Annotated in this window: 21 protein-coding genes and 1 tRNA gene; 15 read left to right on the top strand and 7 right to left on the bottom strand. The window is 55.0% G+C overall.

The features are described 5' to 3' along the window. Positions 1–119: 119 nt before the first annotated feature. The 12 genes from PGP17_RS00195 (at position 120) to PGP17_RS00140 (ending at position 14,940) form a co-directional block, all read left to right on the top strand. On the top strand, positions 120–1,313 hold the full coding sequence (locus PGP17_RS00195) for a tyrosine-type recombinase/integrase (protein ID WP_270373661.1): 1,194 nt from the start codon (positions 120–122) through the stop codon (positions 1,311–1,313). A gap of 72 nt (positions 1,314–1,385) precedes the next feature. Then, a tRNA-Leu gene (locus PGP17_RS00190) sits at positions 1,386–1,470 on the top strand. A 332-nt stretch (positions 1,471–1,802) separates the two neighbouring features. Further along, positions 1,803–2,648 carry a hypothetical protein gene (locus PGP17_RS00185; protein ID WP_270373660.1) on the top strand — a complete coding sequence of 282 codons (846 nt, stop codon included), beginning with the start codon at positions 1,803–1,805 and terminating at the stop codon, positions 2,646–2,648. A gap of 34 nt (positions 2,649–2,682) precedes the next feature. Beyond that, positions 2,683–3,117 (top strand): hypothetical protein, encoded by a 435-nt coding sequence (locus PGP17_RS00180; protein WP_270373659.1) that lies wholly within the window; start codon positions 2,683–2,685, stop codon positions 3,115–3,117. Between the two features lie 163 nt (positions 3,118–3,280). Then, positions 3,281–3,940, top strand: coding sequence for a hypothetical protein (locus tag PGP17_RS00175; RefSeq protein ID WP_270373658.1), 660 nt, complete (start codon positions 3,281–3,283; stop codon positions 3,938–3,940). After that, a complete protein-coding gene (locus PGP17_RS00170) occupies positions 3,937–6,606 on the top strand; it encodes a type IV secretory system conjugative DNA transfer family protein (protein WP_270373657.1) in 2,670 nt (889 codons plus the stop codon). The genes PGP17_RS00175 and PGP17_RS00170 overlap by 4 nt, the downstream gene beginning before the upstream one ends. A 3-nt stretch (positions 6,607–6,609) precedes the next feature. Beyond that, positions 6,610–7,023, top strand: coding sequence for an SH3 domain-containing protein (locus tag PGP17_RS00165; RefSeq protein ID WP_270373656.1), 414 nt, complete (start codon positions 6,610–6,612; stop codon positions 7,021–7,023). Positions 7,024–7,204: 181 nt separating this feature from the next. After that, positions 7,205–11,071, top strand: coding sequence for an Eco57I restriction-modification methylase domain-containing protein (locus tag PGP17_RS00160; RefSeq protein ID WP_270373655.1), 3,867 nt, complete (start codon positions 7,205–7,207; stop codon positions 11,069–11,071). Next, entirely contained in the window at positions 11,068–13,887 is a 2,820-nt protein-coding gene (locus PGP17_RS00155) for a TrlF family AAA-like ATPase (RefSeq protein ID WP_270373654.1), read from the top strand. The genes PGP17_RS00160 and PGP17_RS00155 overlap by 4 nt, the downstream gene beginning before the upstream one ends. A 296-nt stretch (positions 13,888–14,183) precedes the next feature. After that, positions 14,184–14,393, top strand: coding sequence for a hypothetical protein (locus PGP17_RS00150; RefSeq protein WP_270373653.1), 210 nt, complete (start codon positions 14,184–14,186; stop codon positions 14,391–14,393). Continuing rightward, the gene (locus tag PGP17_RS00145) at positions 14,390–14,614 is read left to right on the top strand and encodes a hypothetical protein (RefSeq protein WP_270373652.1); all 225 of its coding nucleotides are present in this window, start codon (positions 14,390–14,392) and stop codon (positions 14,612–14,614) included. Before PGP17_RS00150 ends, PGP17_RS00145 begins: the two co-directional genes overlap by 4 nt. Beyond that, positions 14,611–14,940, top strand: coding sequence for a hypothetical protein (locus tag PGP17_RS00140; RefSeq protein WP_270373651.1), 330 nt, complete (start codon positions 14,611–14,613; stop codon positions 14,938–14,940). The genes PGP17_RS00145 and PGP17_RS00140 overlap by 4 nt, the downstream gene beginning before the upstream one ends. A gap of 79 nt (positions 14,941–15,019) precedes the next feature. On the opposite strand, the gene PGP17_RS00135 is transcribed toward PGP17_RS00140, so the two are convergent. Then, positions 15,020–15,358 carry a hypothetical protein gene (locus tag PGP17_RS00135; protein ID WP_270373650.1) on the bottom strand — a complete coding sequence of 113 codons (339 nt, stop codon included), beginning with the start codon at positions 15,356–15,358 and terminating at the stop codon, positions 15,020–15,022. A gap of 176 nt (positions 15,359–15,534) precedes the next feature. On the opposite strand from PGP17_RS00135, the gene mobQ reads away from it, so the two are divergent. Together mobQ and PGP17_RS00125 are read left to right on the top strand one after the other, a co-directional pair. Then, complete coding sequence (mobQ, locus tag PGP17_RS00130; protein ID WP_333485396.1) at positions 15,535–17,064, top strand: MobQ family relaxase; 1,530 nt, start codon at positions 15,535–15,537, stop codon at positions 17,062–17,064. A 408-nt stretch (positions 17,065–17,472) separates the two neighbouring features. Next, positions 17,473–18,387, top strand: coding sequence for an ArdC family protein (locus PGP17_RS00125; RefSeq protein WP_270373648.1), 915 nt, complete (start codon positions 17,473–17,475; stop codon positions 18,385–18,387). Between the two features lie 113 nt (positions 18,388–18,500). Here PGP17_RS00125 and PGP17_RS00120 read toward each other — a convergent pair whose 3' ends face one another. The 4 genes from PGP17_RS00120 to PGP17_RS00105 are packed head-to-tail and all read right to left on the bottom strand — an operon-like array spanning position 18,501 to position 22,201. After that, the gene (locus tag PGP17_RS00120; RefSeq protein ID WP_270373647.1) at positions 18,501–19,139 is read right to left on the bottom strand and encodes a hypothetical protein; all 639 of its coding nucleotides are present in this window, start codon (positions 19,137–19,139) and stop codon (positions 18,501–18,503) included. Next, positions 19,117–20,295, bottom strand: a complete 1,179-nt coding sequence (locus PGP17_RS00115; RefSeq protein WP_270373646.1) for an XRE family transcriptional regulator — start codon at positions 20,293–20,295, stop codon at positions 19,117–19,119. Before PGP17_RS00115 ends, PGP17_RS00120 begins: the two co-directional genes overlap by 23 nt. After that, positions 20,292–21,641 (bottom strand): 7-cyano-7-deazaguanine synthase, encoded by a 1,350-nt coding sequence (locus PGP17_RS00110; protein WP_270373645.1) that lies wholly within the window; start codon positions 21,639–21,641, stop codon positions 20,292–20,294. Before PGP17_RS00110 ends, PGP17_RS00115 begins: the two co-directional genes overlap by 4 nt. Then, complete coding sequence (locus PGP17_RS00105) at positions 21,638–22,201, bottom strand: hypothetical protein (protein WP_270373644.1); 564 nt, start codon at positions 22,199–22,201, stop codon at positions 21,638–21,640. The genes PGP17_RS00110 and PGP17_RS00105 overlap by 4 nt, the downstream gene beginning before the upstream one ends. A gap of 282 nt (positions 22,202–22,483) precedes the next feature. Here PGP17_RS00105 and PGP17_RS00100 point away from each other — a divergent pair, with 282 nt between their 5' ends. Next, positions 22,484–24,040, top strand: a complete 1,557-nt coding sequence (locus PGP17_RS00100) for a Fic family protein (protein WP_270373643.1) — start codon at positions 22,484–22,486, stop codon at positions 24,038–24,040. Between the two features lie 77 nt (positions 24,041–24,117). Here the strand turns inward: PGP17_RS00100 and PGP17_RS00095 are convergent, their stop codons facing one another. Together PGP17_RS00095 and PGP17_RS00090 are read right to left on the bottom strand one after the other, a co-directional pair. Continuing rightward, positions 24,118–24,321 (bottom strand): hypothetical protein, encoded by a 204-nt coding sequence (locus tag PGP17_RS00095; protein WP_270373642.1) that lies wholly within the window; start codon positions 24,319–24,321, stop codon positions 24,118–24,120. 240 nt (positions 24,322–24,561) lie between these two features. Continuing rightward, on the bottom strand, positions 24,562–25,020 hold the full coding sequence (locus PGP17_RS00090; RefSeq protein ID WP_270373641.1) for a hypothetical protein: 459 nt from the start codon (positions 25,018–25,020) through the stop codon (positions 24,562–24,564). Positions 25,021–25,152: the final 132 nt, after the last annotated feature.

Here is a 25,152-nt window from a genome sequence, read left to right as displayed (position 1 = left end):
AAAATGCATTTATAACAATGGCTTAAAAGCCTGTTTCAAGAATATATTCCTCGTAAAATCGTTACACATAGCTTTCACACTTTCTTGCACATGAAGCGGTGTTGTGCTAATGTTCTAACATGGCAGAACAGCACGACATGTTTGGAGGCAAGCTCCACCTTTACAAGCGGCCGAATAGCCGCTTCTGGCAGTGCTCGACATACCTAAAAGGCAAGAACCGTCGCACAAGCACGAAGGAGGAGAGCCTCGCTCGTGCCAAAGACGTAGCTGAAGACTGGTATCTTGATCTTCGTGGGCGTGCTCGCGAAGGCCGCCTCAAGAATGAGAAGACCTTCAAGCAGGCTGCTGAGCAGTTCCGCCGCGAATTTGAGATTATCACCGAAGGCCAGCGCTCAGAGACCTATGTGACGGGACTCATGAGCAAGCTGGACAATTATCTAATTCCATATTTTGGCGATAAGGGCCTGTCGGAGGTGACGCCAGGTCTCGTTCAGGAATATCGCATTCATCGGCACAATTACTCTGTGCCTCGGCATAATCAGAAAACTGATCACTCAGGATCAAAGCCGAAGTTCAGCACGATCCATCAAGAGATCGTTGCGCTTCGGCAAGTGCTAAAGACCGCTGTGCGGCATGGCTGGCTCGATCGCTTGCCAGACCTGTCTACGCCCTACGGAGCGAGCAAAAAGATTTCCAGGCGCGCTTGGTTCTCGCCCGATGAATACCGCCGCCTCTACGAGGCGACGAGACGGCGGGCGAACACGCCCCAGCGCAAGCATCACAAATGGTCGTGCGAGCAGCTGCACGACTATGTGCTGCTGATGGCCAATACCGGCCTTCGGCCAGACGAGATGAAGCGGCTCGAACATCGCGATGTTGAGCTGGTCGAGGATGCAGATACCGACGAAACGATCCTGCTGATCTCGGTTCGCGGCAAGCGGGGTGTCGGCTATTGCAAAAGCATGCCCGGCGCGGTGAAACCCTATCAGCGGCTACTGGAGCGCAACGACCCCGAGCCGACGGATCTTTTGTTCACCAAGAGCCATACCGGCTTGCTGAACGCGATCCTCGATGAAGAGGGGCTCAAGTTCGACAGGGATAATCAGCCGCGAACGGCCTACAGCCTTCGACACACTTACATCTGCCTGCGCCTTATGGAGGGCGCTGACATTTATCAGGTCGCAAAAAATTGTAGAACAAGCGTAGAAATGATCGAAAAATACTACGCTTCACATATCGCAACTAGCATTGATGCCTCGGCTGTCAATGTTCGCAAAAAGAAAAAATCAAAAAAGTCAGATATAGACGCATAATTATTGTTATAAGTATTTGCAAAAACAACCTATTGCATTTATAAATGGCTTAGTTAAATGAGTGCTTCGAATGCGGGTGTGGCGGAATTGGTAGACGCACGGCACTCAAAATGCCGCGACCTCGGTCGTGCCGGTTCGAGTCCGGCCACCCGCACCAATTTCAAAGATATAAAAAGCGATAGTCAGCGCGAGCCGGAACCGGCGCCTGTCTAGCGCAATCTCGAGAAATGGATCATCGCTCAGGCACCTGATCGACCATTTCGTGGGCCGTGGATCAAGCCGAACGGCGACTCGAGTGCCCCGCTTCCATCGACCGCACGTTATCGGGTCGCAAGCTGGCGATCCGGTGCGAGCATGGCTGTCCCTTGCCCGTATCCATCTTTTATCCAATTGGGCCCATGAGCTCGCTGCCTAAGGAGGATAAATTTCTTTCTTTAGGGAAATAAGGCGGACGCGTTCTTTCAAGGACGGTCTCGCCGATAGATTGACATGGGGGTCATCGACACCCAATTTTGTAACATTCAGCGAGGTGCCCGTGTGACCTATTCGATTGATGCAACGAATAAAGATTTTGAGCAGATCGCTAAGGGACTAGCGGCAGCGTTTGAGACATACCCGGATAGCCTCACCCGAGAAGCCGGGGTGCCGAAAGCGATTGCTGACGACAGAGTTGTAATTTTCAACTTAAGAGCGGCTATGCTTCCGGAGCGGCTGAATGCAAAATTGGCGGGTATTGGATCGGATCAACAAGACCTGTTCGCGGCAGAGATAATATTTGCGAACTTAAAAGCGTCTGTAATGCAGTTTGCAACTCATAGATCTATTCGCAAGCTTCTCGAAAACATTTTCCATGATGAGACTCTGAAGCGCTCTGAATACAAAGAAATTAAAGATTTTACGAAAGAAATATTGCAGAACGCAGAAATTTACGATAAATTACAGAGCAGGTATATAAGTGATGCTAGATTATTTCCCAATAGTAAACAGATTGTAGAAGACATGAAAAATTCAATAACTCCACTTTTTAGATCTATAGCGGAAGACATGGCGGAATCGAAAGGCGAATTGAAGTCTGGGCTCAAAAGCCTTAGCAATGACATTGTCAGCCACCGAGGCGAATTGAAGTCTGGGCTCAAAAGCCTTGGTATTGATATTGTCAACCACCGAGACGAAACAAAAGAAGGTTTTCAGCGCTTAGAACAATTAATTCGTAGTAGCGGGGCTACAGCGCCTGAAATAGAGAATCCCTCTGAACCAGAACCAAAAGGCGCTGAAGATAAAAAGTTTTTAAAGCCGCGCCGTCGATCATCAAAAGGCTACGACAAAGACAGCTAATACCAAGATCTCTCAATTGAAGGTATTCCAATCGATGAAAGTACCTGATAAATCGAAGATTGAAGAGTTTGAACTGCCAGGTTCGCACGCGCCGCTAGATAAAGACTTTTACGATAAGGCCTTTAGCATAGACGAAAATGACCGTCTTTGTTTTTTTGGCGAGCCTTTAGCGTTTGAGCAAAATATAAAACTCGATATCTGGCTGAATAGGGCATTGATATTCGGTGCGGTTTCGACCGGGGCGGGAGCAATTTTGAGCTTGCTTCTAACGCTTGGATGGCAGCCACCTTTCGGATGGCGAGATATGTCAGAGCCTGATACTGTCCAAATTGCCAATTTGCCTCAATCACCCGAAGGTGTTGTCTGGGATTGTAGATACCTTCTATCTGGTGAATCAAATCAACAGTATGAAGTTAGCTGTTCACTTGTACCAACGACTGAACACGACATTACACCGGCAGCTCGATAGCGTTAGGCTACACTTAAGCCGCGATGTGCTCCCGATTACGCTTTGGTAGTTGCCATGCTGCCTTAGCATAGGCCCCACCGATAAAAGTATCATCCGCAATTTTGGCACTCTTGCCTTCTACGCGAGGCCGATGAACAATCGGCAACTGGAGCGGGAGGGCTGCTTGGACTGGGAACAGCTTGTTAGCGAGGGTCATGTCCGCGCTGCACGCCTGAGAGCTGCGCAGCCCGCCGTGCTCTTTACGGCCATCGCCCTCTGCCTAATTGGCGCCTACCTGATCATGCAGGTCGAGCCTGCACCGGTTCGAGCCCTTGACCAGGGCGCAAGGCTTGAACGCCATCAAAAAACATCCAACCAATTGCGCGCCTTTTTCAGGACCCTTCCTGAGATCGCGCTTACGGGAGAGGAGCAAGCCCAGCTCGCGCCGGCTCATGAGATTGAGCGGATTGTGCCGCTCATCCTGGACAGCCTCAATGAGAGCGGAGAACTGCCCGAGATCCTGCCTATGCAGGAGCTCAGGGCGAGCCAATTCTGGTCACTCGATTGGCCGGTCGATACCCTTCTGACGGATAGCAAAGAGGGCCTCATCCTTGTCGGAGCTGTCCTATCGGATGAGCCGGTGATGAGGCGTGAGCGCACATTGCCGGACCCTGTGCGCTGGATTGGTGTATTCCGGCGGGCCGACAATGAATGGCATGGCTATTCGCTGCGCTTCTCAGGCGCCTATATGCCAAGCGAGACCGCGAGCCTTGATCCGGCCAACTACCCGGTCACCTTCGCCGACCTGATCCCGGAGCGTTTGCTAGAAGAGGCAAGCGAATGACCGAGGCCTTCGCATCCCTATACGGCATGATCAGTGAGTACGGCTTGATTGCGCTGAGCGTCCTGTTGATCGGCGCGGCGATATTTATCGGGCCGATCCGCAGGCTGATCCTGAGCATCCTGGCGCTGATCCCCGCAGCGCTTCTGACCATCCTTTCAGCTCTTGCGGTTTTCATCTGGAAGCCCGTGCTGGGCACCGTGAACCGTTTGCCCGGTCTCAAGGCCGTTCCCGCCTTTATGGCCGGATTGCTGGAAAGGGTCGGCCAAAGCTCCGACGACCTTTTGCAGCAGGGCGAGCGTGAGGAATTCGCTCGCCAGGTCTGGCCAGAGGATCGCTATCCCTGGCTTTACCGCTCGGTGCCGAAAGACATTCGCCGCCCGCTTTGGGAGGACGGTCGTCTCCCAGGCGGCTTTGAACTCAGCTGGCTGGCTGATCGCCAGCTCTCAGCCTCGCTCTTCAAGGACGCCGCAAAGGCCGGATTGGCGGCGGCGATCCTGCTCGCGCTTGTCGCCTTCGCGCTTTTCTTACTGCCGGCGGGATCGGCGGCCTTTGCCCCGCTGGGGCAAGCCTTCGATGCTCAGCCACCCGTCATTGAGGAATGGCCGGATGGATCGACGGTGAGCGTCAATCGTTTGAGCCTGATCGCCCAGGGCCTGGGCCTCTCGATCGTGTCGCTTTTCAGCACCCTTTGGCGCAGCAGCGCTTTCCTGCTCGCCTGGCTGCCATTGATGTTCGGCACATCGATCTTGATGATGCTGGTTGTTATCGAGTGCCATCGCCGGGAGGCCGCGGCGCCCTATGAGATTTCTTCGAAAGATGCGCTCGTGCGCTGGCCATATCGCGCAGAGATGCGCGCCATCGCCAATTCGACCTATGCCCGGCAGGTCGAGCTCTCAGAAGGCTATCTGAAAGACACGCCGCTCTTCGATCTTGGCAAGGCCACCGGTACGCTAAAGCTTCGCGGTGACCTCAATGCCCCGCTTGCCGATCAGAAGCTGGCGCTCGATCGGGACTCGCTTTTTCAGCACATCATGGTCATGGGCGGCACCGGGGAAGGCAAAACCACAGCCGTGCTGAAGCCCTTGCTTCGCCAAATGCTCGCTCAGGAATCCTTCGGCCTCTATGTCTGTGACGCCAAGGGCGTTCTCTGGAATGACGCGCTCGCAATCGCGCATAAAGCCGGCCGGTCGGCGGGCTCCATCCGGATCATCGGGACGGGCGAGGATCAATATGGCGTCGATGTATTCAGCTCCCTGACCCCGACACAGATTGCTTCCGTCCTGCGCTCTGTGCTCACCCAGCTCAGCGCGGGTGAACGTGGAGACAGCTTCTGGCCGGACATGGCCGCGACCTTGATGCGCCACATGCTCACCATCGGTCAGGCCTACGCTCAGACCGATCAGGGCAAGGCGCTTCTTGCCCCTTCAGCACCAGATCGGGTCAACCCCTATAGCCTCTGGTGGGCCTACCAGGCGCTTCTTGATGAGCAGAAGCTCCAAGAGGCGCTGGATCAGATCGGCGCCATGATCGACGGCTTCGCGGAGGACGATGCGAAGCCGGCCGATAAAGAGGCCTATGGCGTGCTCACCTCTTCCGAGGTCACGGCCAGCCGCAGCTATCTCAGCGGCCCTTGGGCCGATATGGCGGAGAAGACCCGTTCGGGGATCATCGCCAATGTCAGCCAGCTTCTCGACGGCTTCTCAGGCGCGCCCAAGCTGCGCAAACGCTTTGTCTCCGGCCTCCCGGAAAACACCATTCCGATATCCGATGCGCTTGAGGGCAAGGTCGTCCTCAGCGCGCTATCAAACATCGAGGACGGCCTGCCGGCGCGTCTGGTCAATATCCTCCTCAAGACCTGTCTCTATCGCGAGGCTCGCACCCGCGAAGCCCGCATGAAGGCAGAAGGGTCAGGATCGCCCCAAGACAAGCCCTGCATCGTCATGATGGATGAGGTGCAAGAGCTGGTGACCGTTGATCCAGCCTCAGGTCTCAGTGATGCGAGCTTCTGGAATGTCGCACGCAGCACCGGCCTGGTCGGCGTGTTCGCGACCCAGACCGTCGCCGCGCTTGATCAGGCCATGGGCGAGGTTGCGGCTAAGAACTTCCTTCAGCAGGCGCGCACCAAGATATTCCTTCGCTCCGAAGACCGGGCGACGGTCGATTATGCCTGTTGGTGCGCCGGTCAGTTTGAGCGCAACCGCGTCTTTGAAAGCGACCAGAAAGAAAGCATCGACCACCGCTTTATGGTCGATGGCTGGGATCCGTTCGCCTCGGTTGAGGACGAGGCTCGGATCGACATTGATCGCGGCGGGCTGTTGATGCTGCGCACCGCCCGCATGCTGATCTCGATGAACCGGAACCAGGTCGGCGCAGCTCAGACCGAGCGCGCTTATAAGCCTGATCTGCGGTTTGTGCCGGAGCAGAGCTTCGGCATGGATAACTCGCAGAAATTCTCGGTCAATATGGCGCGCCTTCAAGCGCTTCAGGCCGCGCATTGGCGCGCTGAAGACCTCGAGCGGAAGTTTCGCGCCGAGGGCAATCAGATGAGCCCGGCGCTCAAACCGGCCGATATGATCGGCATGGGACGTTGGCATGCTTACGCACTTGTTCAGCGTGCTGGCGCGATGCGTCAGGATATCATCCGCCTCGAGCATGATTATGAGTGAGCCATGATCCAGCTTTTGAGCATCACTGCGATGGCTGTCGCCTTGGTTGGCCAGGAAGCCGAGACCCTGCCCTCGGGTTCGTTCCTGACGGCCTTCTGTGAGGCCAATCCAGAAGACGAATTTTGTGAGCGGCTGGCTGCTGTGCGCGCCGGCGAAGCTGGGGAGCGACCGCAGGCCGACATTGGCAGAAACCCGCAATCAAGTCAGTCTATCGGCGACTTCGAGATGATCCGCGCGGGGCGTGTGCGGTCAAGTCCGACGACGGCGGCGAACTCCAACATCCTTGGAACGCTCGAAGCGGGTCAGCGGCTGACCGTAAGGCGCATCGTCGAGGGCGATGGGCGCACCTGGTATGAGTTCACTTTGGCAAATGGACGGATTGCTTATGTGGAGACAAGTCTTGTTCGGGAAATCTAGAAATCAAATCAAGTTAATGATGAAATATAACTATTGATCCGATGTCGATATAGAAATTAGTCTTTATTGTGCATATATTCTATATCGATGGTTATTATTTCTCACTTTCAATATGTTGCCCATCGTGTAATATATTTTTAGATCAATGAATCGCCAAGAATAACCAATCCTAAAGGCTAAGATGACCAAAACATATCAACCTCTTTTCTCTGATTCTTATCTGCATGCGGCTCTCGCAGACGAGTACGCTATGTTTAAAGGGTCCGAGGCGGAAAAATCTCTTATCACGACATTGATCAATTGGCAGAATAGAGCGCAAAACCTAACAGAGACACAGGAGGAGGGCGCTTTTCTCGACAGCTTTTTTAAAGGCGTATGGGGGTATTACGCTAATGGCGAGACAAAGGCTGGAGAAGGTTTCACTTGTTATCCAAAATTCCGGGTAGCCGGCGCAGGGCAGTCTGGCGGCTCTGGGGAGGCTGATCTTGCGCTGGGCTGGTTTGGCCGTGAAGAAGATAACATCCCGCCGATCCCACAGGTTTTGTGCGAGTTTAAGGATATCCGCTCGAATCTGGATGCCCGTCAAAACCGCAAGGGCAATACCCGCTCTCCCGTAAAGCAGTGTGGGGATTACCTGCGCGAGGCTGGAAAAGAGCTTTACGGCAACGAAGCGATACAGCCGACATGGGGCATTGTCACGGACATGAACGAGTTTCGCTTGTATTGGCGCAACCGCATGCCCTCACAGTATCAGCGCTTTGTCATCCGCACGACAACCGGCGATGACGTTGTTTCGCTTCTAGCGCAAACGGAAGAGGCATCATTCCAGCGCTTCCTGTTCATGAAGCTGTTCCATTCGGACATGCTCTTGACGACTGGTGGCGATAGCCCGCTCTTAAAGCTGTTACACAAGCAATGGGTTCTCGAAAAGGAGATCGAGAACGATTTCTACAAGGAATACAAAGCATATCGCGAGCGCGTATACAATGCGCTTGTGGCATATAACGATGACTTCGACGGTACACGGGGGCGGCTTGTCCGGCTAGCGCAGAAGTTAATCGACCGCTGTATTTTTGTGCTGTTTTGCGAGGACATGGGCGAGGCCTTGAGTTTCCCGCCGAATGCGCTGCGCGACTTCCTGAAAGAGTTTAGCAAGGCGGACTGGTACGATCCGAATGCTCAGGATGTCTGGAACAAATTGAAAGAACTTTTCCGGGCGATGGACCAGGGCGAGAAGTTTCTGGACAAGCGCATCAACCGCTTCAACGGCGGCCTGTTTGAGGCGGACAAGGAACTGGACGGGCTGTTCATTCCTAATCACGTTTTCTGTGAGAAGCTACAAGGTGAAAGTGCGGAGACGATCAAGCAGCATCCGCGCACACTTTTGTATTTATCTGCCGTGTACAATTTCGGTACGTCCGGCACGGGCGAAAACGCTATCACCCTTTACACTCTTGGCCGCATTTTCGAGCAATCCATCACAGAACTGGAGGCAATGGAGGCGGAGGCCGAAGGCCGCGTTTCCTTAACCGAGATCGAAAAGCGCAAGCGGGACGGCGTGTATTATACGCCGGAATGGGTGGTTCAGCACATTGTTGAAGAGACCATCGGCACCCGCTTGCAAGAGATTCGCGATGCACTCGGTTGGAGCATAGAGATCGAAGGTGATGATGGGTATGTCCGCAAACAAAAGAATCTACCCCCATCAAGCCGGAGCCAGAAATTCAACGCTCATGTGGACGCTGTAAAGGCATACAAAGAGCGATTAAATAACTTTAAAGTATGTGATCCGGCCTGCGGGTCGGGCGCATTTCTGATCCACGTTCTCGAATACTTGCTAAAAGAGCGCCTGAAAGTCACTGCGGAAATCGGTCGCGTGACCCGGCAGGGCGAGGAACTTTTCGAGGCCAATACGGAACAAGAAATTCGCGAAATCCTTTCCCGCAACATTTACGGCGTGGACATCAACCCGTCATCTATAGAGATCACGAAATTGGCCCTATGGCTGCATACAGCCAAGCCGGATCAGGCCTTGTGCGATCTGGATGAAAACATCGTGGACGGCAACAGCCTTATCGGGCCAGAGTTTGGCAACTTCAAGCAACTCTCCCTCCTGTCCGCCGACAAACAGGAAGAAATCAATGTCTTCGACTGGGAAGCGACCTTCCCAAAAGTCTTCGACGACAAGAATCCTGACGGCCCCGGCTTTGATTGCATTGTGGGCAATCCGCCGTATGTGAAGCTGCAAAACTTCCGGAAGAAATACGCGGAGATGGCTGACTTCCTGCGCAACGGCAAAAATGAGGACGGTACGCCCGTTTATCAGAGTACGCAGAAAAGTAATTTCGACCTTTTCCTGCCTTTCATTGAGAAGGCCATTCACTTGCTTAACAGTCGGGGACGCATGGGCTATATCGCCCCTAGCCTCTGGCGCTATAACGAGTATGGCGAGGGCCTGCGTAAATTTCTCCATGACGGTAAGCATCTTGACCGTTGGATTGATTTCGGAAGCTATCAGGTGTTTGAGGCAGCAACGACCTATACCGCCCTGCAATTCTATTCGAATACCCCTAAAGACGAAGTGCGGTTCGTTTATGCCCATGATGGCGCTGTGTCCGACACGCCAGACTGGGACGACCAGAACTGGCGCATGCCGTACGACCAATTGCCCAGAACCGAGCCATGGGTCTTTGTCCCCGGCCATGAACGCAAGCTCATCCGCAGGCTGCAAGAAGCCTGTGTGCCACTCAACGACTCCAAAGTGAGCACGATATTTGTAGGTGTCCAAACGAACGCAAACAAAATCTATCACCTAAAGCGCATCGGTAATGACACTTATTTGTACGAGCCCGACAAGGACGTAGCAATAGAAGTGGCCGTCGAGGACAAAATAATGCGCCCACTAGTCTCAGGAACAGAGGCAAAGCGGTATGTTTCTCCGGATGGTGAAAAGCGCATACTTTTTCCGTATCGAGTGAAGGGGGCGGACTATTCTCTTTTTACAGAAATTGAAATGAAGAAGTGGTTTCCGAACGCGTGGAAATACCTAAAATCGGTAGAAGAAGAGCTCCGGGCAAGAGGAAATGGTGAGGTAGATAATGATGAAAAGTGGTGGGGTTGGATTTATCTAAAGAACATCGACAAACAAGGATTGCCCAAGCTAATGGTTGCGCAAACTGTTCCTGAAATGCGAGTATCTCCAGATGAAGGCGGTGATTACTGCCTAGACAACGTTCGCGTCAACGGAATTTTGCCGGCGCACCAACAAGATTTCTATTACCTTCTGGGAATTTTGAACTCTCATTTGGTAAATTGGGTATTCAGGCGCATTGCCAAGCCAAAGGATAACGGCTTCTTTGAAGCTAACAGACAATTTATTGCTCCGCTTCCGATGCCGAAGGCCAGCGCCGCGCAGAAGCAGGACATCGACGACCGGGCGAGGACATTGCAGGATCTGCACACGAAGCGCCGGGACAAGCTCAAAGCGCTTGAAAAGCGGTACTCTGCATGCGCCGTGAAGAAGCGGAGCGAAGACTGGCTCTTCCCGCAGGTCGGGGCCCTAGACCACTGGAAGGCAGAAGCCCCGGATGACATGCAGGCCCGCGAGAAGACGAAATGGGCCAAGGAACAACGCAAGCTGAAACTCGAAGAGTGCCTTGAACACATTGAGGCCCGGCTATCCCCGTCCTCAGAGCTTGAAGCCCGGTATGATGACGGGGAGCTGCGCTTCCTGGTCGACGGGGTGCTTGTCATTGAAAACGTGTATGTAAATGACGCGGACGGCCAGCACATCCTGACCTACTGGCTACACCTTGCCCGCACCCTCTCGATAACCGAGAAATTCAAGGCCAAGACTCTGGCCGACAAACTGCGCACCACGCCCATGACCGGCAATGCCGACCTGTCCGCCCAGATCAACGATTTGAGCAACGACATCGACGGCCTCAATCGGGACATCAGGGCCAGAGAAATTGCGCTGAATGAAGCAGTTTACGAAATCTACGGTCTGTCAGATGAAGATCGGGCAATAGTTGAGGGGATGGCATGAGCTATAAACCTCTATCGACCTCAGATAGAGGCGCGCATTATTATCGCTGTGATTTCCAGGTTCACAGCCCAAGAGACCGCCGATGGGCCGGCGCTGCGCGAGTCACAGATGACGAACGGCGCGATTATGCGGCCAGTCTTATCGCCGGATGCCGCGAGAAGGGTCTGGATGCGATCGCCATCACGGACCATCACGACATGGTTTTCGTGCGCTACGTCAGGGATGCAGCGGCACAAGAGACCGACGCGGAAGGCAATCCGCTGCCGGAACATGAGCAAATTGTCATTTTTCCTGGCATTGAGCTTACGCTGGCCGTGCCCTGCCAAGCCATTATGCTTTTGGATGCCGACTTTGAAGACAATAGATTTGATGCAGTACTGACCGCGCTGACAATCAGCCCAGCCCCCACCACGGACGAAAAGACCGCACAGACCGAGCGCCTCGACCACATTGACTCGCTAAAGACATTAAAAGCTAAGTTAGATGAGCATACTTGGCTAAAGGATCGGTACATTATTCTTCCAAATGTGAGCGGGGAAGGAAAATTCTCGCTTCTCCGAACCGGAATGGCTCCAAAGTATAAGGATATGCCGTTTGTAGGCGGATATCTTGATGGATCAAAAAGCGGCCTTAAAGAAGGTTCACTCAATATTTTATCGGGAAAAGATAAAGCATGGGGCAACAAGCGCATTGCTTGTTTTCAGACCTCGGACAGTCGGCGCGAAGATCATGCCGAGCTTGGCAAGCACTCGTCTTGGGTTAAGTGGGCCAGCCCAACGGCGGAGGCGCTTCGGCAGGCATGTCTCGCTCAGGAGTCGCGTATCGCCGATGCCGAGCCAAGCCTCCCTTCTGTTGTCATCACTTCAATAAGTGTTCAAAACAGCGCTTTTCTTGGTCCCTTGGAGTTATCATTTAATCCGCAGTATAATGCGCTGATCGGCGGACGAGGCACCGGTAAATCTACTATTCTCGAATATCTTCGCTGGGCGCTGTGTGACCAGCCACCGGCCGCAAGCGAGGAAGATGCGCCGGATTATCAGGCAAGACGGCTTCGCTTGATCAATGGAACACTCAAGCCTTTTAGCGCGACTGTGGACGTGACGTTCACGGTGAATGGCGTCCCCCATCAGGTCCGGCGCGCCAGCAAGGATGGCTCCGTGCAAATCAAGGTTGGTGATGATGAGCTTCGCCCTTGCACTGACAGCGAAGTTCGCACGCTTCTTCCAATTCAAGCTTACAGCCAGAAACAGCTCAGCAATGTCAGTGTCCGTTTGGATGAGCTGGCCCGTTTCATTACTGCGCCAATCCGAACTGAGCTCGACAAGCTGGAGCGCCAGATGGACGAGCAGACCGAAAAGCTTCGCAAGAGCTTTTCGACCCGTCAGCGTCAGAAGACAATCGAAAAGGATATTGAGCGGCTTGCGCTAGAAATTCGATCCTACCAGGAACAAGCAAACCAGATTCGCGCATCACTTGGAGGCCTGTCTGACGACGACAGGCGGCTGCTCGAATTGGGCCGTCATTTTGATCGAGCCGAACAGGCAATAGAGATCCGAAAATCGAGACTTGAATCTACGAAGGAGCGGGTCAACGTGCTCGCCGACGGGATAAGGCCTGGGGAAAGCGATGAAGTTCTGGACCTGCCCGAGGAATTTCCAGAGCGCACACTCATTGACGCACTTTTTGCTGATTACAATTCGTTGATTGCCGAGGTCGATACCGCTCTATCTGAAATATCGGCGCGTATAGATCAGACGCTCGCAGATGCCTCTGAGAGCCAGTGGGTTCAGTGGGAGGGGAAGGTGTCCGCTTACCGGGAAGCCTATAACGCTGCATTGGAGCGTTCCTCCGCCCACAAAGACCGCATGGAGCAACTCAAAGGGCTAGAGGACAAGGTTGGAGGGCTTCAGCGTGAACTCTCAAGTCTGCGAGAGGAACTGAAATTCTATAAGAAAGCCGCAGAGACCTATCAGACGGAGCAGGAGCGTCTTCACGAGATCCGCCTGCAGCGAGACGCGCTGATCCAGCAACAGTGCGATGCCCTTACGGAGCGGTCCGATGGCGCTATTCGTGCCGTCGTTCACAGATATTCCAATGCAGGGAAATTTGCTGCGGCCCTGCGGGAAAGATTGAGTGGATCGAACCTCCGCACGACCAAGATTGAACAAATCGCGCAGGCCATAATTGATTCGGAAGACCCACATCGGGCATGGCTTGGAACGCTTGAGGACCTTGAGAATCTGGCCAATTTCGATCCTGATGCGGAGTCAACCGACCACATGCCGGAGACCCAATTCCTGACCAGTGCCGGGGCAACTAAGGGAGATTGTGAGAAAGTTGCCCGCAAGCTTGAAGCTGAGGATTGGCTGTCGTTGGCATTAACCGAGATAGAGAGCGAGCCTCATTTCGAGTATCGGTCACGCGAGGGGGAGTACATCAATTTTTCGAACGCTTCCTCTGGTCAACAAGCGACGGCATTGCTCCGCACGCTACTCAATCAAGCCGGACCGCCGCTTCTGATCGATCAGCCGGAAGAAGACCTTGATAACCCTGTGATGCAGGAGGTGGTTGAACAGGTCTGGTCAGCCAAGAAGCGTCGTCAGATCATTTTTGTCAGTCATAATGCAAATCTAGTTGTGAACGGCGACGCTGAGCTGGTCGCTTGGTGCGAATACCGCAAAGCTGGCGATCAGTCGGGTGGAAAAATTGCTGGCGAGGGGGCTATCGACATCCCTGCCGCGCGAGAAGCCATAAAGCGAATTATGGAAGGCGGAGAGGCTGCTTTTAATCTCCGCAGAGAAAAGTATGGATTTTAGGCGTGACAGAACTGTTTGTGGCTTGGTCCGGCTCATTTGGTGATCTTCTATCCACGTCCCTCGTCCGATGGGCTCTAGGCCCTTATTCCGCCGGCGTTAACGTCACGGGGTTATCGACCAGCCCCGTCGCGGGTCAACGCGGCTCGCTTCCTTCGCTCTTCTGCGTATCGCTTCGTGCAGCTCCGCCCCCGCATGCGCGGGCTATAGGCGTTTGATCCCCGACTGATTAGGTCCGGTCGCTCTTCTCCCCATGACGCCGGCGGATGGTCCGCTGGCCATATCGAAAGGAGAAGAACATGTCTGATCAATCCAACAACGCTCGTCCGAGCCATCGGCTCTTCACCGTCACTGGCGACGGCGAAAACGCCCGCTGGACCGAAATCGGTGCAGCCTGGTCCAACAAGGACGGCAAAGGCTTCAATCTCGCCCTGGAGGCGCTTCCGGTGAACGGTCGCCTCGTGATGCGCTCTATCGAGCCCAAAGGTGCTCAGGGAGGTCAGTCATGACCTCCAGCACGAACATCAAGCGCGAGCATCGCTCGGCCTTCGTCGCCTTGCTCTCCGGCCGTTACGCCAACTTCGCGCTGTTTTCCTGTTTCGTGAACGGAAAGCCAGCTTCAGCGATCATCGCGCTCAGCGACGCCGACGGCGAGGTGAACATTGCGCCGCTCTTCGTGAGCGTCACCGAGGACATGATCCTCAGTGATCACGATGGGAGGGTTGCATGATACACCGATCCATCGAAACCTTCACCATCGACTGGCAGGGGCGCACCCTGTCAGTCACCTTTGAAGCCGACTGGCTTGGCTTTGTCCGAGACGATTACGAAATGCGTACCTCGCATCTCGAGGTGCGGTGCATCGAGCCGAAGGACGGCCGGATTCCGATCACCGAGACCGGCTATCGCTCGCACTTCTGCCATCCCGATCTGATCGCCGAATCCGGCGGGCCTGAAGCCTTCATTCGGAGCTGGCTTGAAGAGGCGTCATCCACACCTGAGTGGAAAGCCTATGAGGCCTCACTTCGTCAGCCATCGCTTTTTGACGGGCTATAGTCCCGTCAATCCGCTGAGCCCGGCTTGTCCGGGTCAGCGGAAAATTCTGTCCGGTTTTGGCTCATACATATGTATGAGCTTATTTCGGCCGGCCACTCGGTCCGGGGGGCTTGTTCCGGGGCTTGCGGTAGTCCGCTGACGCCCTGTCAAAGGATGCCTGTAGGTCTGAGTCCAGATCGAATAGCGCGCGGTCGCGCTTGCCCACGGAAGCGTCCAAAATCCGGTAGAGGATGCGCGCAAAGTCGGCGTCTTTCGCGGCATGAGCGAGCACCGCTTCACCGGCGACGATCTTGCGCCGTAATTCCCGTTTGCGCCGGGTCTCCGCTTGTCGCGAATCCAGGCGGCGTATTTCATCTTCGATGCGGGTTCGCTGCTGCATCAGCGCACGAATCCGGTCATCGTTTTCGTTACCGTGCATCGTCAATTTTCCCCATTAACTTAATTCTATCACAAATGGCGTATAATTTCCATAAGAAAGACTAATGGCGCACTTATACAAACTGGCCGTTTGTGTGCGTCTCTCAGTCGCCGAGAAGGCTCTCTCGGGCCGGCGTTTCGCGAGGCTTCACGGCGGCCCGACCAGTCAGGGGGCGCATGGCGATATATTCGTTCCGGGTCTCAATCGTGAAGCGGTCGACAGGGCGTAGCGCTGTCGCCGCAGCGGCCTATCGAGCCGCCGAGGAACTCGGTGACGATCGCACCGGCCTCACCCACGATTATTCCCGGAAGGGCGGCGTCCTCCATTCGGAAATCCTTGCCCCCGATGGTGCCCCTGACTGGGTCCTCGACCGCGAGCGTTTATGGAACGCTGCCGAGGCCAGTGAGACGCGGGTCAATTCCCAGGTGGCGAGGGAATTCACCGTGGCGCTTCCTCACGAGCTCAATGACGAACAGCGCATCGAACTCGTGCGCGAATTCCTGAAACAGGAATGCGTCTCAAAAGGCATGGTGGCTGATTTCGCAGTCCATCTACCGGAACGAACCGGCGATCAACGAAACCACCATGCGCATGCCATGCTGAGCATGCGCGAACTCGAACCTGAAGGCTTCGGTCGCAAGGCGCGCGAATGGAACGCGCGCGGCCAGCTGGAGACCTGGCGCTCAGCATGGGCGGCTCACGTGAACCAGGCTTTGGAGCGTGCCGACCGCCCGGAGCGGATCGACCACCGCACGCTTGATGCCCAGGGCGACGACCGGGAAGCAACCACCCATGAAGGACCGGTCGTCACGGCGCTGAGCCGTGAAGGTGAGCCGCTGGACGCTGCTCAAGTGAATGCCGAGAAGCGCCGGCGCAACGCCGATCGAGGCCAGCTCGAGGGCGAGCGTCGCGAAGTCGATACCCAGATCGAGCGTCCTGAACTGGCGAGCGCGCAAAAAGCCGGCTCAGCCAAGCCCGATCTTAACGAGGCGCTTCGGCATCTTCGACAAGTCGATAAGCGCCACGGCGAGTTGAACGCGATACGCCGTGATATCGCAGAGGCTCGAAAGACCCTCTATGCGCACGACAAGCGTGCAGGCGCCCTTAAACGCCTTGATGAGGCCGTGACGGGCGGATTTGAGACCCTCTACCGCGATCCTCAAAAAGCAAAAGAGGCCTTTCTTGAGGCCTGTCATGCGAAGAACAGCAATCCGGCGAAAGCCGCCCGGCTGATGAAGAACCGGCCCGCCGAATATGGCCGCATGAAGGGCTGGGCCATCGGAAACCTCTGGCACAGCCGAACCCGTAAGGAAGCCCTGACCGTACTTCCTCAGCTAGCCGACAAGGCGCGCAAGGCTGAATACAGCCGTCGCAAGCTGGAACGATCTGCTGACGCGGCGGAGAAAGCTCAAGAGCGCCTTGAAGACCTCTCCGAGCGCAAGCAGGAGATCGAAAAGCACGATCGCCCGGAGCGATTGGTAGCCCAACGTCAGCTGCAACAAGCAGCCCGAGGCATGGAGCGCCCCAAATGGGACAGCCTAACCGATAAGGATCGCTTCGCCATCGCTGATGCCAGACGCGAGATGAAGTCCCGCGAAACCCGCGAATATGCAGACCGTCTGATTGCCGAAGAAAAGCGCAGAGCCCGCGAGCGCGAGCTGGAGCTTGAGCGCCAGCGGCGCAGAGACCAGGGATTGGAGCGATAGCGCCTGATTGGTCGTCGTCGGTGATGAGGTTCGCACGGCAGGGCGTTTGATCGGCCGGCGACGCCGATCATCTCTGGATCAAGTGAGCTGGATAGGCCCGCTTCAGTTCTTGTTCCTGGCCTTTCATGTCTATCTTCCAGGTGCACGGTTCGTTTGATGCGCACCAGCCAAGGCACGTCCTCGATATGGCGTTTGCTAACGGGTGCGCCGTCCTGAAGTGCAACGGATCGCTGACGGTTTCTTCCCCGGCTATTCGCCTCCTCGCGCAACAAGAAACAGCCAGCTTGTAGATCCGTCCTCCGCTTTGCTTCGGCCTGCGGTGCACCGGCCGTCTTGCCCCCGTCTCTTCGCAGCCATGGACGCGCCCATGGTGGCGCGCGTCCGAAACCGGACCACGGAGAGACGAACATGAAAAGGAATCCTCAAAAGCGACCCGATATCTATTCGCAGATCACCAATACGATCGTAGAGGCGATCGAGCAGGGTGCAGGCGAATGGCAAATGCCCTGGCATCGCTCAGGCGAAGGCCTTAACCGACCGATCAACATCCACTCAGGCAAAGCCTATCGCGGCATCAACATCCTATCGCTCTGGGCTTCCGCCCAAGCCCGTGAATTCACGACTGGCTCCTGGGGCACCTATCGCCAATGGCAGGAGAAAGGCTGCCAGGTTCGCAAGGGCGAGAAATCATCGCTCATCGTCTTCTACAAAGAGTTCGAAGTCGAAGAGCCCGATCCGAATACCGGCGATGAGACCTCCAAGCGCCGCGTCGCGCGCGCATCCTGGGTATTTAACGCCGATCAGGTTGATGGCTATGAACGCCCCGAGCCAGTCGAACCGGTTTCTGATCCGGTTCAGCGCTCGCAGGCTGCTGAGCGGTTCGTAACTCGAACCGGTGCTGTCATCCGCCATGGCGGAGATCAGGCCTTCTATCGACCCAGCGATGATGTCATTCAGTTGCCTGAGCCTGAGCGCTTTCTGGGCTCTGAGACCAGCACGCCGACCGAGAGCTACTACTCGACGCTTCTTCACGAGCTGACCCACTGGACCGGTCACGCCAAGCGCTGCGACCGCCAGTTCGGCGAACGCTTCGGCGATGACGCCTACGCCGTTGAAGAGCTGGTCGCCGAGCTTGGCGCATCCTTCCTATGCGCTGATCTTGGGATCAATCTTGATCCAAGACCTGATCACGCCGCCTATATCGATCACTGGCTGCGCGTCCTGAAGGCCGACAGCAAAGCGATCTTCACCGCCGCTGCGCAGGCGGCCAAGGCCAGCGACTATCTCGCTGGTTTGCAGGAGCGCTCAGAGGCCGCCGCTTAGGCGGCCTCTTCCTGTTTTGGACGTTCTATTTGCTGCCATCTTCATATCGGTGGAATTCCTCCTCGGGCGCATAGAATTCGGCAGCGTCATGAAAGCAGAATTCACTATGAGCGTTATCGCCGCAGCAAATCAGCAGAGATCGAATTTTCTTCTATCTGGCGCAGAAATTCCCGATGCCGCGGAAGGCTGTTGCACTTTGCCGCCCGTTCGTTCCCGATTAGGTCAACACACCACTGGCGCTGATCGTCTCTCACCGACATTCTGGCGTGCCGAAGAGCACTGTAAACCGCCGCTCTTTGTCCTTGTATGCCAATTTCCGCAATGACGAGATGATGAGAAAATAGATCAACCGAACTCGCCACAGCCTTCTCTTCGATCATCGACCGTGCGCGCTTTTCATCAATCACTGCTATCGCACCGCGCTTCTGTGCCACTACTAAGGTAGCAGCTTCGCCATCCCCCAAAGGGCGGTGGGGCGCGCTGATCAGTTCAGCGAACTGCTCGCGCTCGTCAGAGGTCAGTTCTAGGATTTGGATCCGCCCGGCTTGCCGCTCGGCTTCAAGAGTTTGCCGATCACCTGGTTTTGCTTTGGAGTTATCGAGCTCCTCTGACGCCTCTTTCGTAATGAAAGTGCGATTTGGCAGAGCCTGAAGAATGCGACTCGCTTCTCCAGAGGCCCTCAGATTGATGAATGCGCTCGTATCGAGAATGAGATGGGCATCTGATTTATCAAGGCAGCTTCGGTAACTCATCTGCCTCGCTCTCTTCATCTTGAAGTTCGTAGAGATGCTCGCGCAGCGTCACACGATCAACCTTAAGTAAGTCTGAGAGTTGACCCTCGGTCATGAGTTCTCTCTTCCAGACGCGGTAGGCCATCAGGCCAATCTTGGGCGAGAATGGCTTCGCTGCTTCTTCCTTACCTTGATCAACACCTAACGTCTTTCGACCGAGAACCCTTTCAACATCGGCAAGTTTAAAGCCGCCGTTGGATTGAAACCAATCCCACGTTCCGGAGAGCACCAGGCCAAGCTCCTCCAGTCTGCGAACCATTGCTTCGCGAGAAATGCCAAAAGCATCGGCCAAAAGTATCACGATCCGGCGCGAAAGCCGGTCTTCGCCTGCCGTCAGTTCACGGAATTTTCCTTCGACTGCTTTACGTGGAGTCAGCAACGCACGTCCGAATGCGTTGGCATAGCGCTCTTCACGAGACGTATAGGGCTCATCGTCGTCAAGGACCTCCGGTGCATCCCGAGTCGCAACGAAATGCCCAACTTCATGCGCCGCAGACTGGCGGCGTCGTTCGATCGGATGCGATGCGTTCAGCAGGATTGCGGCACCAACTGACGGATCGTAGGTGAACAACCCGGATATCTTCGACGGAAGGTGACGTTGGTAGAGGCGGATGCCGAGCGTCAGCTCTATAAAGCTAAATATATCCGGTATCGCGCCCGCCCCGAGGCCGAAGGCGTTACGCAGGGCTTCTGCGTCTTCTTCTGCCTGGGTGATCACATTGCCTGAACGAAGCGGCTTCTGAGGCGGGTAATTGTATTCGCGCCCCGCGCCTAGAAGATCTTCAAGCTCGACTTCGGCAGCGACGAGTTCATTCAGAAGCTTCGCTGCTTCAAGGACGTCGGGATCACTGGATTCGCTCAGCCGCCGGAAACGGGGTACAAGATCCACATGCACAGCTTCGCGACGAAGAAGCCTATTGGCTGACAGGCCGTAGCGATGTGCCAGCTTTTGCAGTTCATCAATCTTGATCCGGCGTTCGCCTTTCTCGATGGCTACAAGAGTCGTGCGGGCAACTTCGATAGCCTCAGCAGCTTCAGCCTGTTTCAAACCGGCGCTTTCCCGCGCGGTTCTTAATCGTCGGCCAAGTTCAATTGGACTCATATCGTTGAAGCTCATTGCGTGTCCCCCGCCCAGGCACGAACAAACGACGCATCGCCCAGGTCTTTTTTGAAATTGGTCCACTCGGCGTGGTGGTGTTCAAGAAGGCTGTCGATCGCTTTTCGCGTCGCGCCTTCGGCCGAGCCGGTGGCTATGGCAATTTCACAAGCATGCCCAGAGAGACTGTCAGTAAGATCGCCGTACTCATGCACGCGGGCCAATTGATCGAGATGCTGCGCCCCGGCGATGCCATATTCGACCATCGACTTGGTCGCCCGCATGCCCTCTGGCGTTGCCAGTCCGTATGCATCGGGTCTCAGGTCTTCCCAGACGTAAGTGCCGGGTGCCTCTTCGAGTCCAGCGCTGTGAAAACTTAGCCGGCGAAGAAGGCAGGCTGAACAAAGACCGCATTGCCTCAGCTTTTTGTCCAAGCGCACGTTAAAACGGGTTTGCCAACATGAGCGCGTTTCCAGCAATCGCTCTTTGTTGGCCTGATCAGTTTGAAGATATGCGCTGACCGTTTCGCCTTTCGTGGACCAGAGGCGGGGCTGCTCATATCTGATGTCGCGCCCAAGGAGCACCTTTAGAAATATTTCCATTTTTCGGAAGAAAGCGGGGTGATTGCGATAGTCAGGATAAATCCGGTCCAGCTCCGCGAGTACCGGTCCCAATGCGCCTTGCCCGCTTTCCGGTACGATCACGCTTTTACTGTTACTGAGATAGGCAGCCAACCCGCTGATCATTGAGAACTTAAAGCCACGAGAGCGAGCGCTGCTTTCGCGAGAATTATCGACAGAGACGTCAAAAGGGATGGCTGAGAAAGGCTCGCCTTTGGGCCGGCCCTTCGCGGGACCCCCGACCCGGACCTTGACCAGATCGTTCTTTGGATAAAGGCCTGCCACGCTTTTTGAATCGACGCCGTCGCTAAAGGCCATCACATGCGGGTAGGTCTGAGCGAAATTCAGGGTATCTGGCGCGCCTATATCAGGCACGAGCTTTGAGAAATGAAAACGCCAGGTATCCCCAGTCAGAAATCGAAGGGTACGCTCAAGTGCCGTTTTCACAGGCTGGTCCGACCATCGGCTGGGTTCATGGAGCGGAATTGAGACGTCGAACGTGCGCGACCAACAATAAATTGGTCGCCGACAGCTATGGTCGCAGAACTCTACTGACGCTGCGACCAGCATCGCGTCATACAATACGGGCTCCCAGCTCGTAAGATTGAATGACGCGAGCGCTACGGCATTGAACTTGATGCCTTTACGGCCAATAGGGCAGTGCAATGCGTCTTTCGATCCATTGGGCGGAGCAGCATCAATGAAAACATTGTGATCGTTGGGAATTCGAATTTTTGGAGAACTCATGGAAGGGCCGGACCTTCCTTAAGCCGATCAATCGACGTATCGCCACGGCGCGAGCTCGAGCGTTCAGGTTTAAGTAACCGTCGCGCTTCTGCCTTGAAATCAATCTGCTGCTGCGCCGTTCGGCAGCGGCTTTGAAGGAAATCTACTGCACGCGGCGTGGTCTCACGTTTCTCGATTGCTTGATGATAATGATCCTCTATGCCGCGCATGCTAGGGGCCATCGACTCTTTTAGCGTCGCGGTTAAAGCGCGTTCGATAGTGGGTTGGCGACGAAAATGACGAATGAAGCATTCGGTCAACTGGTTTGGCCTGGCACGGTCACGCAAGGCTTCAATTAGATGTTCTTTTCCGGAGAATAAGGAAGGCTGAGGCCCATCCTGAACCAATTTGGCGGCAAGCCTTAACAAACGGCGCCCGTCATCACGGCGGAAGTCTTGACGCAGTGCTTTGCAGGCGCGCTCGTTCGCTTCCTCTTGCGTAAATGCGGGCTTCGCTAGCGCTTCAGCAGTGCATTTCCAAGCCTGGCTTTGCGGCAAACTTCTGTGCGGACCATCCGTCATAGCTAATCCTCCATAATCGAAGGATTACATAGGAAGCTGACATTGTCAATCAAAAAGCCGAATGTGCCGACATGTTCGGAAATCGGAATTTTTTCCGTGTTTTTATCAGAGCATCAGCTCAAAATCGTTGCCTTTGTAGAACTGATATCTCATTATAATCAATTGGTTAAATAACATTAGACGTTAATTCCGAAAAATGGTACAACATTAAATCCGAAAAATCGTGCAGCTCCAATTCCGAAAGATGGTGCAACACTAAACCCTAAAACCGGAGTTTCAGCTATGGCGACACCACAGGAAAAACTCGCTAGCTCCCTTGAAGCCCTTAAAGGTCTTCAAGATCGAGATGGCACCGTTGTGAGTGCAGATGCGCTCAGCCGGACTCATCGCGAGCGACTGGTCGACAACGGGTTCCTTATTGAAGTGATTCGCGGTTGGTACATTGCCGGGAGTCCCAATGACCGACCTGGCGATACAACACCCTGGTATGCGTCTTTTTGGGATTTCGCTGCACGTTATCTCAATGCCCGCTATGGTGACCAATGGTGCCTGACGGCGGAAGCCTCAATATCCCTGCACGCTGGAAACTGGGCGGTCCCCTCTCAGCTTCTGGTAAGGGCGCCGAAAGGTGGAAACAAACCAATCAACCTCCTGCATGGTACGTCGATTTACGATCTGCGCATCGCACTGCCCGAGCCGGAGAATATAGTCGAGGAAGGCGGTATGCGCCTCTACGCCGCCGCAGCGGCTCTGGTTGAAGCCTCGCCGGATACTTTCACTCAAAAAGCAACAGACCTGAGGGTCATGCTTGCGCAATTCCGGGATGCTTCCGGGATTCTGAGTCGCCTTCTTGAAGGCGGGCATAGTGTTGTTGCAGGGCGTTTGGCTGGAGCCTTCCGTAATATCGGCCGCACCCGCATCGCGGACGATATCCTCAAAGGAATGGCGGCGGCCGGTTATGCGGTTCGGGAGACAGACCCCTTCGAGACCAATCTGGAAATTGAACTGCCGAAACGCGAAGTTTCACCGGCCGCGACACGAATCCGGCTTCTTTGGCAGAAACTCCGGGGCGATGTCATTGCGTCTTTTCCTCAGACCCCTGGGAGGCCGAATAATGCCGAAGCTTATCTGGAAAAAGTCGAGGATGCCTTCGTCACAGATGCCTATCACTCTCTATCGATCGAAGGATATAGGGTAAGCCCCGAGCTTATAGATCGTGTGAGAAGCGGTGATTGGAATCCGGATGCGATCGCCCGAGATCGTGATCACCAAGACGCTTTGGCAGCGCGGGGCTACTGGCAGGCATTCCAAAAAGTCAAAAATAGTGTTGAGCGGGTTCTGGGAAACGAAAACCCCGGTGAGGTTGCCGACGAAGATCACGGCACCTGGTATCGAGAGCTATTCGGTCCCAGTGTGGTGGCGGGCATCATCAAGCCCGCCGATCTGGCAGGCTATCGAAGCGAGCGGGTTTTTATCCGTAATTCAATGCATACCCCTTTGGCACCCAGAGCCGTGGCCGACGCTATGGGGGTATTCTTCGAGTTGCTTTCAGAAGAAGAGGATCCAGCGGTTCGCGTGGTTCTAGGGCATTTTGTGCTCGTTTATATCCATCCGTATATGGACGGAAACGGTCGTATGGGCCGCTTTCTAATGAACGCAATGTTAGCCGCTGGCGGTTATCCTTGGACCGTCATTCCTGTCGAGAAGCGTGCCGCATATATGGAAGCGCTGGAGCAAGCTAGCGTGCATGAGAACATTGTGCCGTTTTCCGAATTTCTCGGAACTCTCGTAGAAGGGGGGCTCCAAGGAGAGCCATTGCCTTTGGTGCCGCAGAGCTGAGGCTTGCCATCAAGGTTTCAGGTTTAAAAAACTCATAATAGGCTCACCTTTGGTGAGCCTTTCGGCCAAAATATAAACTAAAATATGGGCCCGCTAGGCCTGTTCATCTGCCGTTTGCGGATGATCGCAGCGCGGATACGACCGATCAGCGCTTCGGCTTCTGCTCTGGCTTCCGAGCCTTCCGGCATCCATTCCATCTCATCGGCGATGGTTCGCCAGAGAGCGAGCAGTTCGTTTTCGCTGAGAGCCAGAAGTGAGGCGGTGTCGATATAGCTGGGCATGATTTTCTCCATTCGCTTGTCAGAACCCGGCCGATCCAGGTCCTTCGATGCTTAGGGGAAATGCTCGAACGTGCTTGGGCGCATCCGTCAGGATCGAAACGAAGAGGAGAACGCCATACCGCCCCGGCGGCGGCGTTGCGCTATAACGCTCCGTTTGAGCTGCGACTTGGCTAAAGAGAAGGAAGCTGGATCGAGGTGGTCTGAGGCGAATGGGGGAATGCCCGTATCGATACCGACCAATCAAAGCTCCTCAGGGTCGAACCGGTTTGTGATCTCCATTGAGGTGCACATGGATTGTCCCCGATAGAGGCGGGGGCCGTACAGGAGCAGGAAGCGGTTCTTACGATCGGTGACCGTCGCGCTCATACCCCAGAACGAATGCATAGGCACATGGGCGTAGAAGTCTCCCCGCCGCTTTGAAAGCTCCAGCATTCCAATGCCCGGCGGCTTCCAACCAGGGGCATGCCTTGAGTCGTCCAGCCGCTCTGTGGAGCCGATCAGCCTGGCCGTGATTGTTTCGCCGACCAGCCTTTCAGGAAAGACGCATCGTCCTGTGAAGGTGAGCGAGGGATACTCCCAAAACAGGCCGGGCATCCTGTCGATCTGATTGATCGAGAAAGAATATGTCGTCTCCGGCTCCTCAATTGCGAAGACGTAGTGCTCCGGTTCGCGGCGCGCCTTTTGGGTCTTGCGGGCCATTTGACTGCCTCCAGGCCATTTATAACCCGAGGGCAGGGCGCCTTGAACGCTCTGTTTCCGGTGAATCGCCCGGCAAATTGTTGTTTGCCGCTTATTAAAGGTTTTAGGTCAGCCTAGAATCTGCGAAAATAA

It is taken from the genome of Marinicauda sp. Alg238-R41, assembly GCF_947331485.1.
GTDB lineage: Bacteria > Pseudomonadota > Alphaproteobacteria > Caulobacterales > Maricaulaceae > Marinicauda > Marinicauda pacifica.
The sequence above is the reverse complement of the archived record's forward strand: the minus strand, read 5'-3'. Positions and strand labels throughout refer to the sequence as shown.

Coding starts and splice junctions, on each gene's coding strand:
- mobQ (WP_333485396.1), top strand. CDS start 15,535: ATGGCGATATATTCGTTCCGGGTCTCAATCGTGAAGCGGTCGACAGGG.
- PGP17_RS00145 (WP_270373652.1), top strand. CDS start 14,390: ATGACCTCCAGCACGAACATCAAGCGCGAGCATCGCTCGGCCTTCGTC.
- PGP17_RS00105 (WP_270373644.1), bottom strand. CDS start 22,201: ATGACGGATGGTCCGCACAGAAGTTTGCCGCAAAGCCAGGCTTGGAAA.
- PGP17_RS00110 (WP_270373645.1), bottom strand. CDS start 21,641: ATGAGTTCTCCAAAAATTCGAATTCCCAACGATCACAATGTTTTCATT.
- PGP17_RS00165 (WP_270373656.1), top strand. CDS start 6,610: ATGATCCAGCTTTTGAGCATCACTGCGATGGCTGTCGCCTTGGTTGGC.
- PGP17_RS00125 (WP_270373648.1), top strand. CDS start 17,473: ATGAAAAGGAATCCTCAAAAGCGACCCGATATCTATTCGCAGATCACC.
- PGP17_RS00155 (WP_270373654.1), top strand. CDS start 11,068: ATGAGCTATAAACCTCTATCGACCTCAGATAGAGGCGCGCATTATTAT.
- PGP17_RS00195 (WP_270373661.1), top strand. CDS start 120: ATGGCAGAACAGCACGACATGTTTGGAGGCAAGCTCCACCTTTACAAG.
- PGP17_RS00160 (WP_270373655.1), top strand. CDS start 7,205: ATGACCAAAACATATCAACCTCTTTTCTCTGATTCTTATCTGCATGCG.
- PGP17_RS00150 (WP_270373653.1), top strand. CDS start 14,184: ATGTCTGATCAATCCAACAACGCTCGTCCGAGCCATCGGCTCTTCACC.
- PGP17_RS00140 (WP_270373651.1), top strand. CDS start 14,611: ATGATACACCGATCCATCGAAACCTTCACCATCGACTGGCAGGGGCGC.
- PGP17_RS00095 (WP_270373642.1), bottom strand. CDS start 24,321: ATGCCCAGCTATATCGACACCGCCTCACTTCTGGCTCTCAGCGAAAAC.
- PGP17_RS00170 (WP_270373657.1), top strand. CDS start 3,937: ATGACCGAGGCCTTCGCATCCCTATACGGCATGATCAGTGAGTACGGC.
- PGP17_RS00185 (WP_270373660.1), top strand. CDS start 1,803: ATGGGGGTCATCGACACCCAATTTTGTAACATTCAGCGAGGTGCCCGT.
- PGP17_RS00120 (WP_270373647.1), bottom strand. CDS start 19,139: ATGAGTTACCGAAGCTGCCTTGATAAATCAGATGCCCATCTCATTCTC.
- PGP17_RS00100 (WP_270373643.1), top strand. CDS start 22,484: ATGGCGACACCACAGGAAAAACTCGCTAGCTCCCTTGAAGCCCTTAAA.
- PGP17_RS00180 (WP_270373659.1), top strand. CDS start 2,683: ATGAAAGTACCTGATAAATCGAAGATTGAAGAGTTTGAACTGCCAGGT.
- PGP17_RS00090 (WP_270373641.1), bottom strand. CDS start 25,020: ATGGCCCGCAAGACCCAAAAGGCGCGCCGCGAACCGGAGCACTACGTC.
- PGP17_RS00135 (WP_270373650.1), bottom strand. CDS start 15,358: ATGCACGGTAACGAAAACGATGACCGGATTCGTGCGCTGATGCAGCAG.
- PGP17_RS00115 (WP_270373646.1), bottom strand. CDS start 20,295: ATGAGCTTCAACGATATGAGTCCAATTGAACTTGGCCGACGATTAAGA.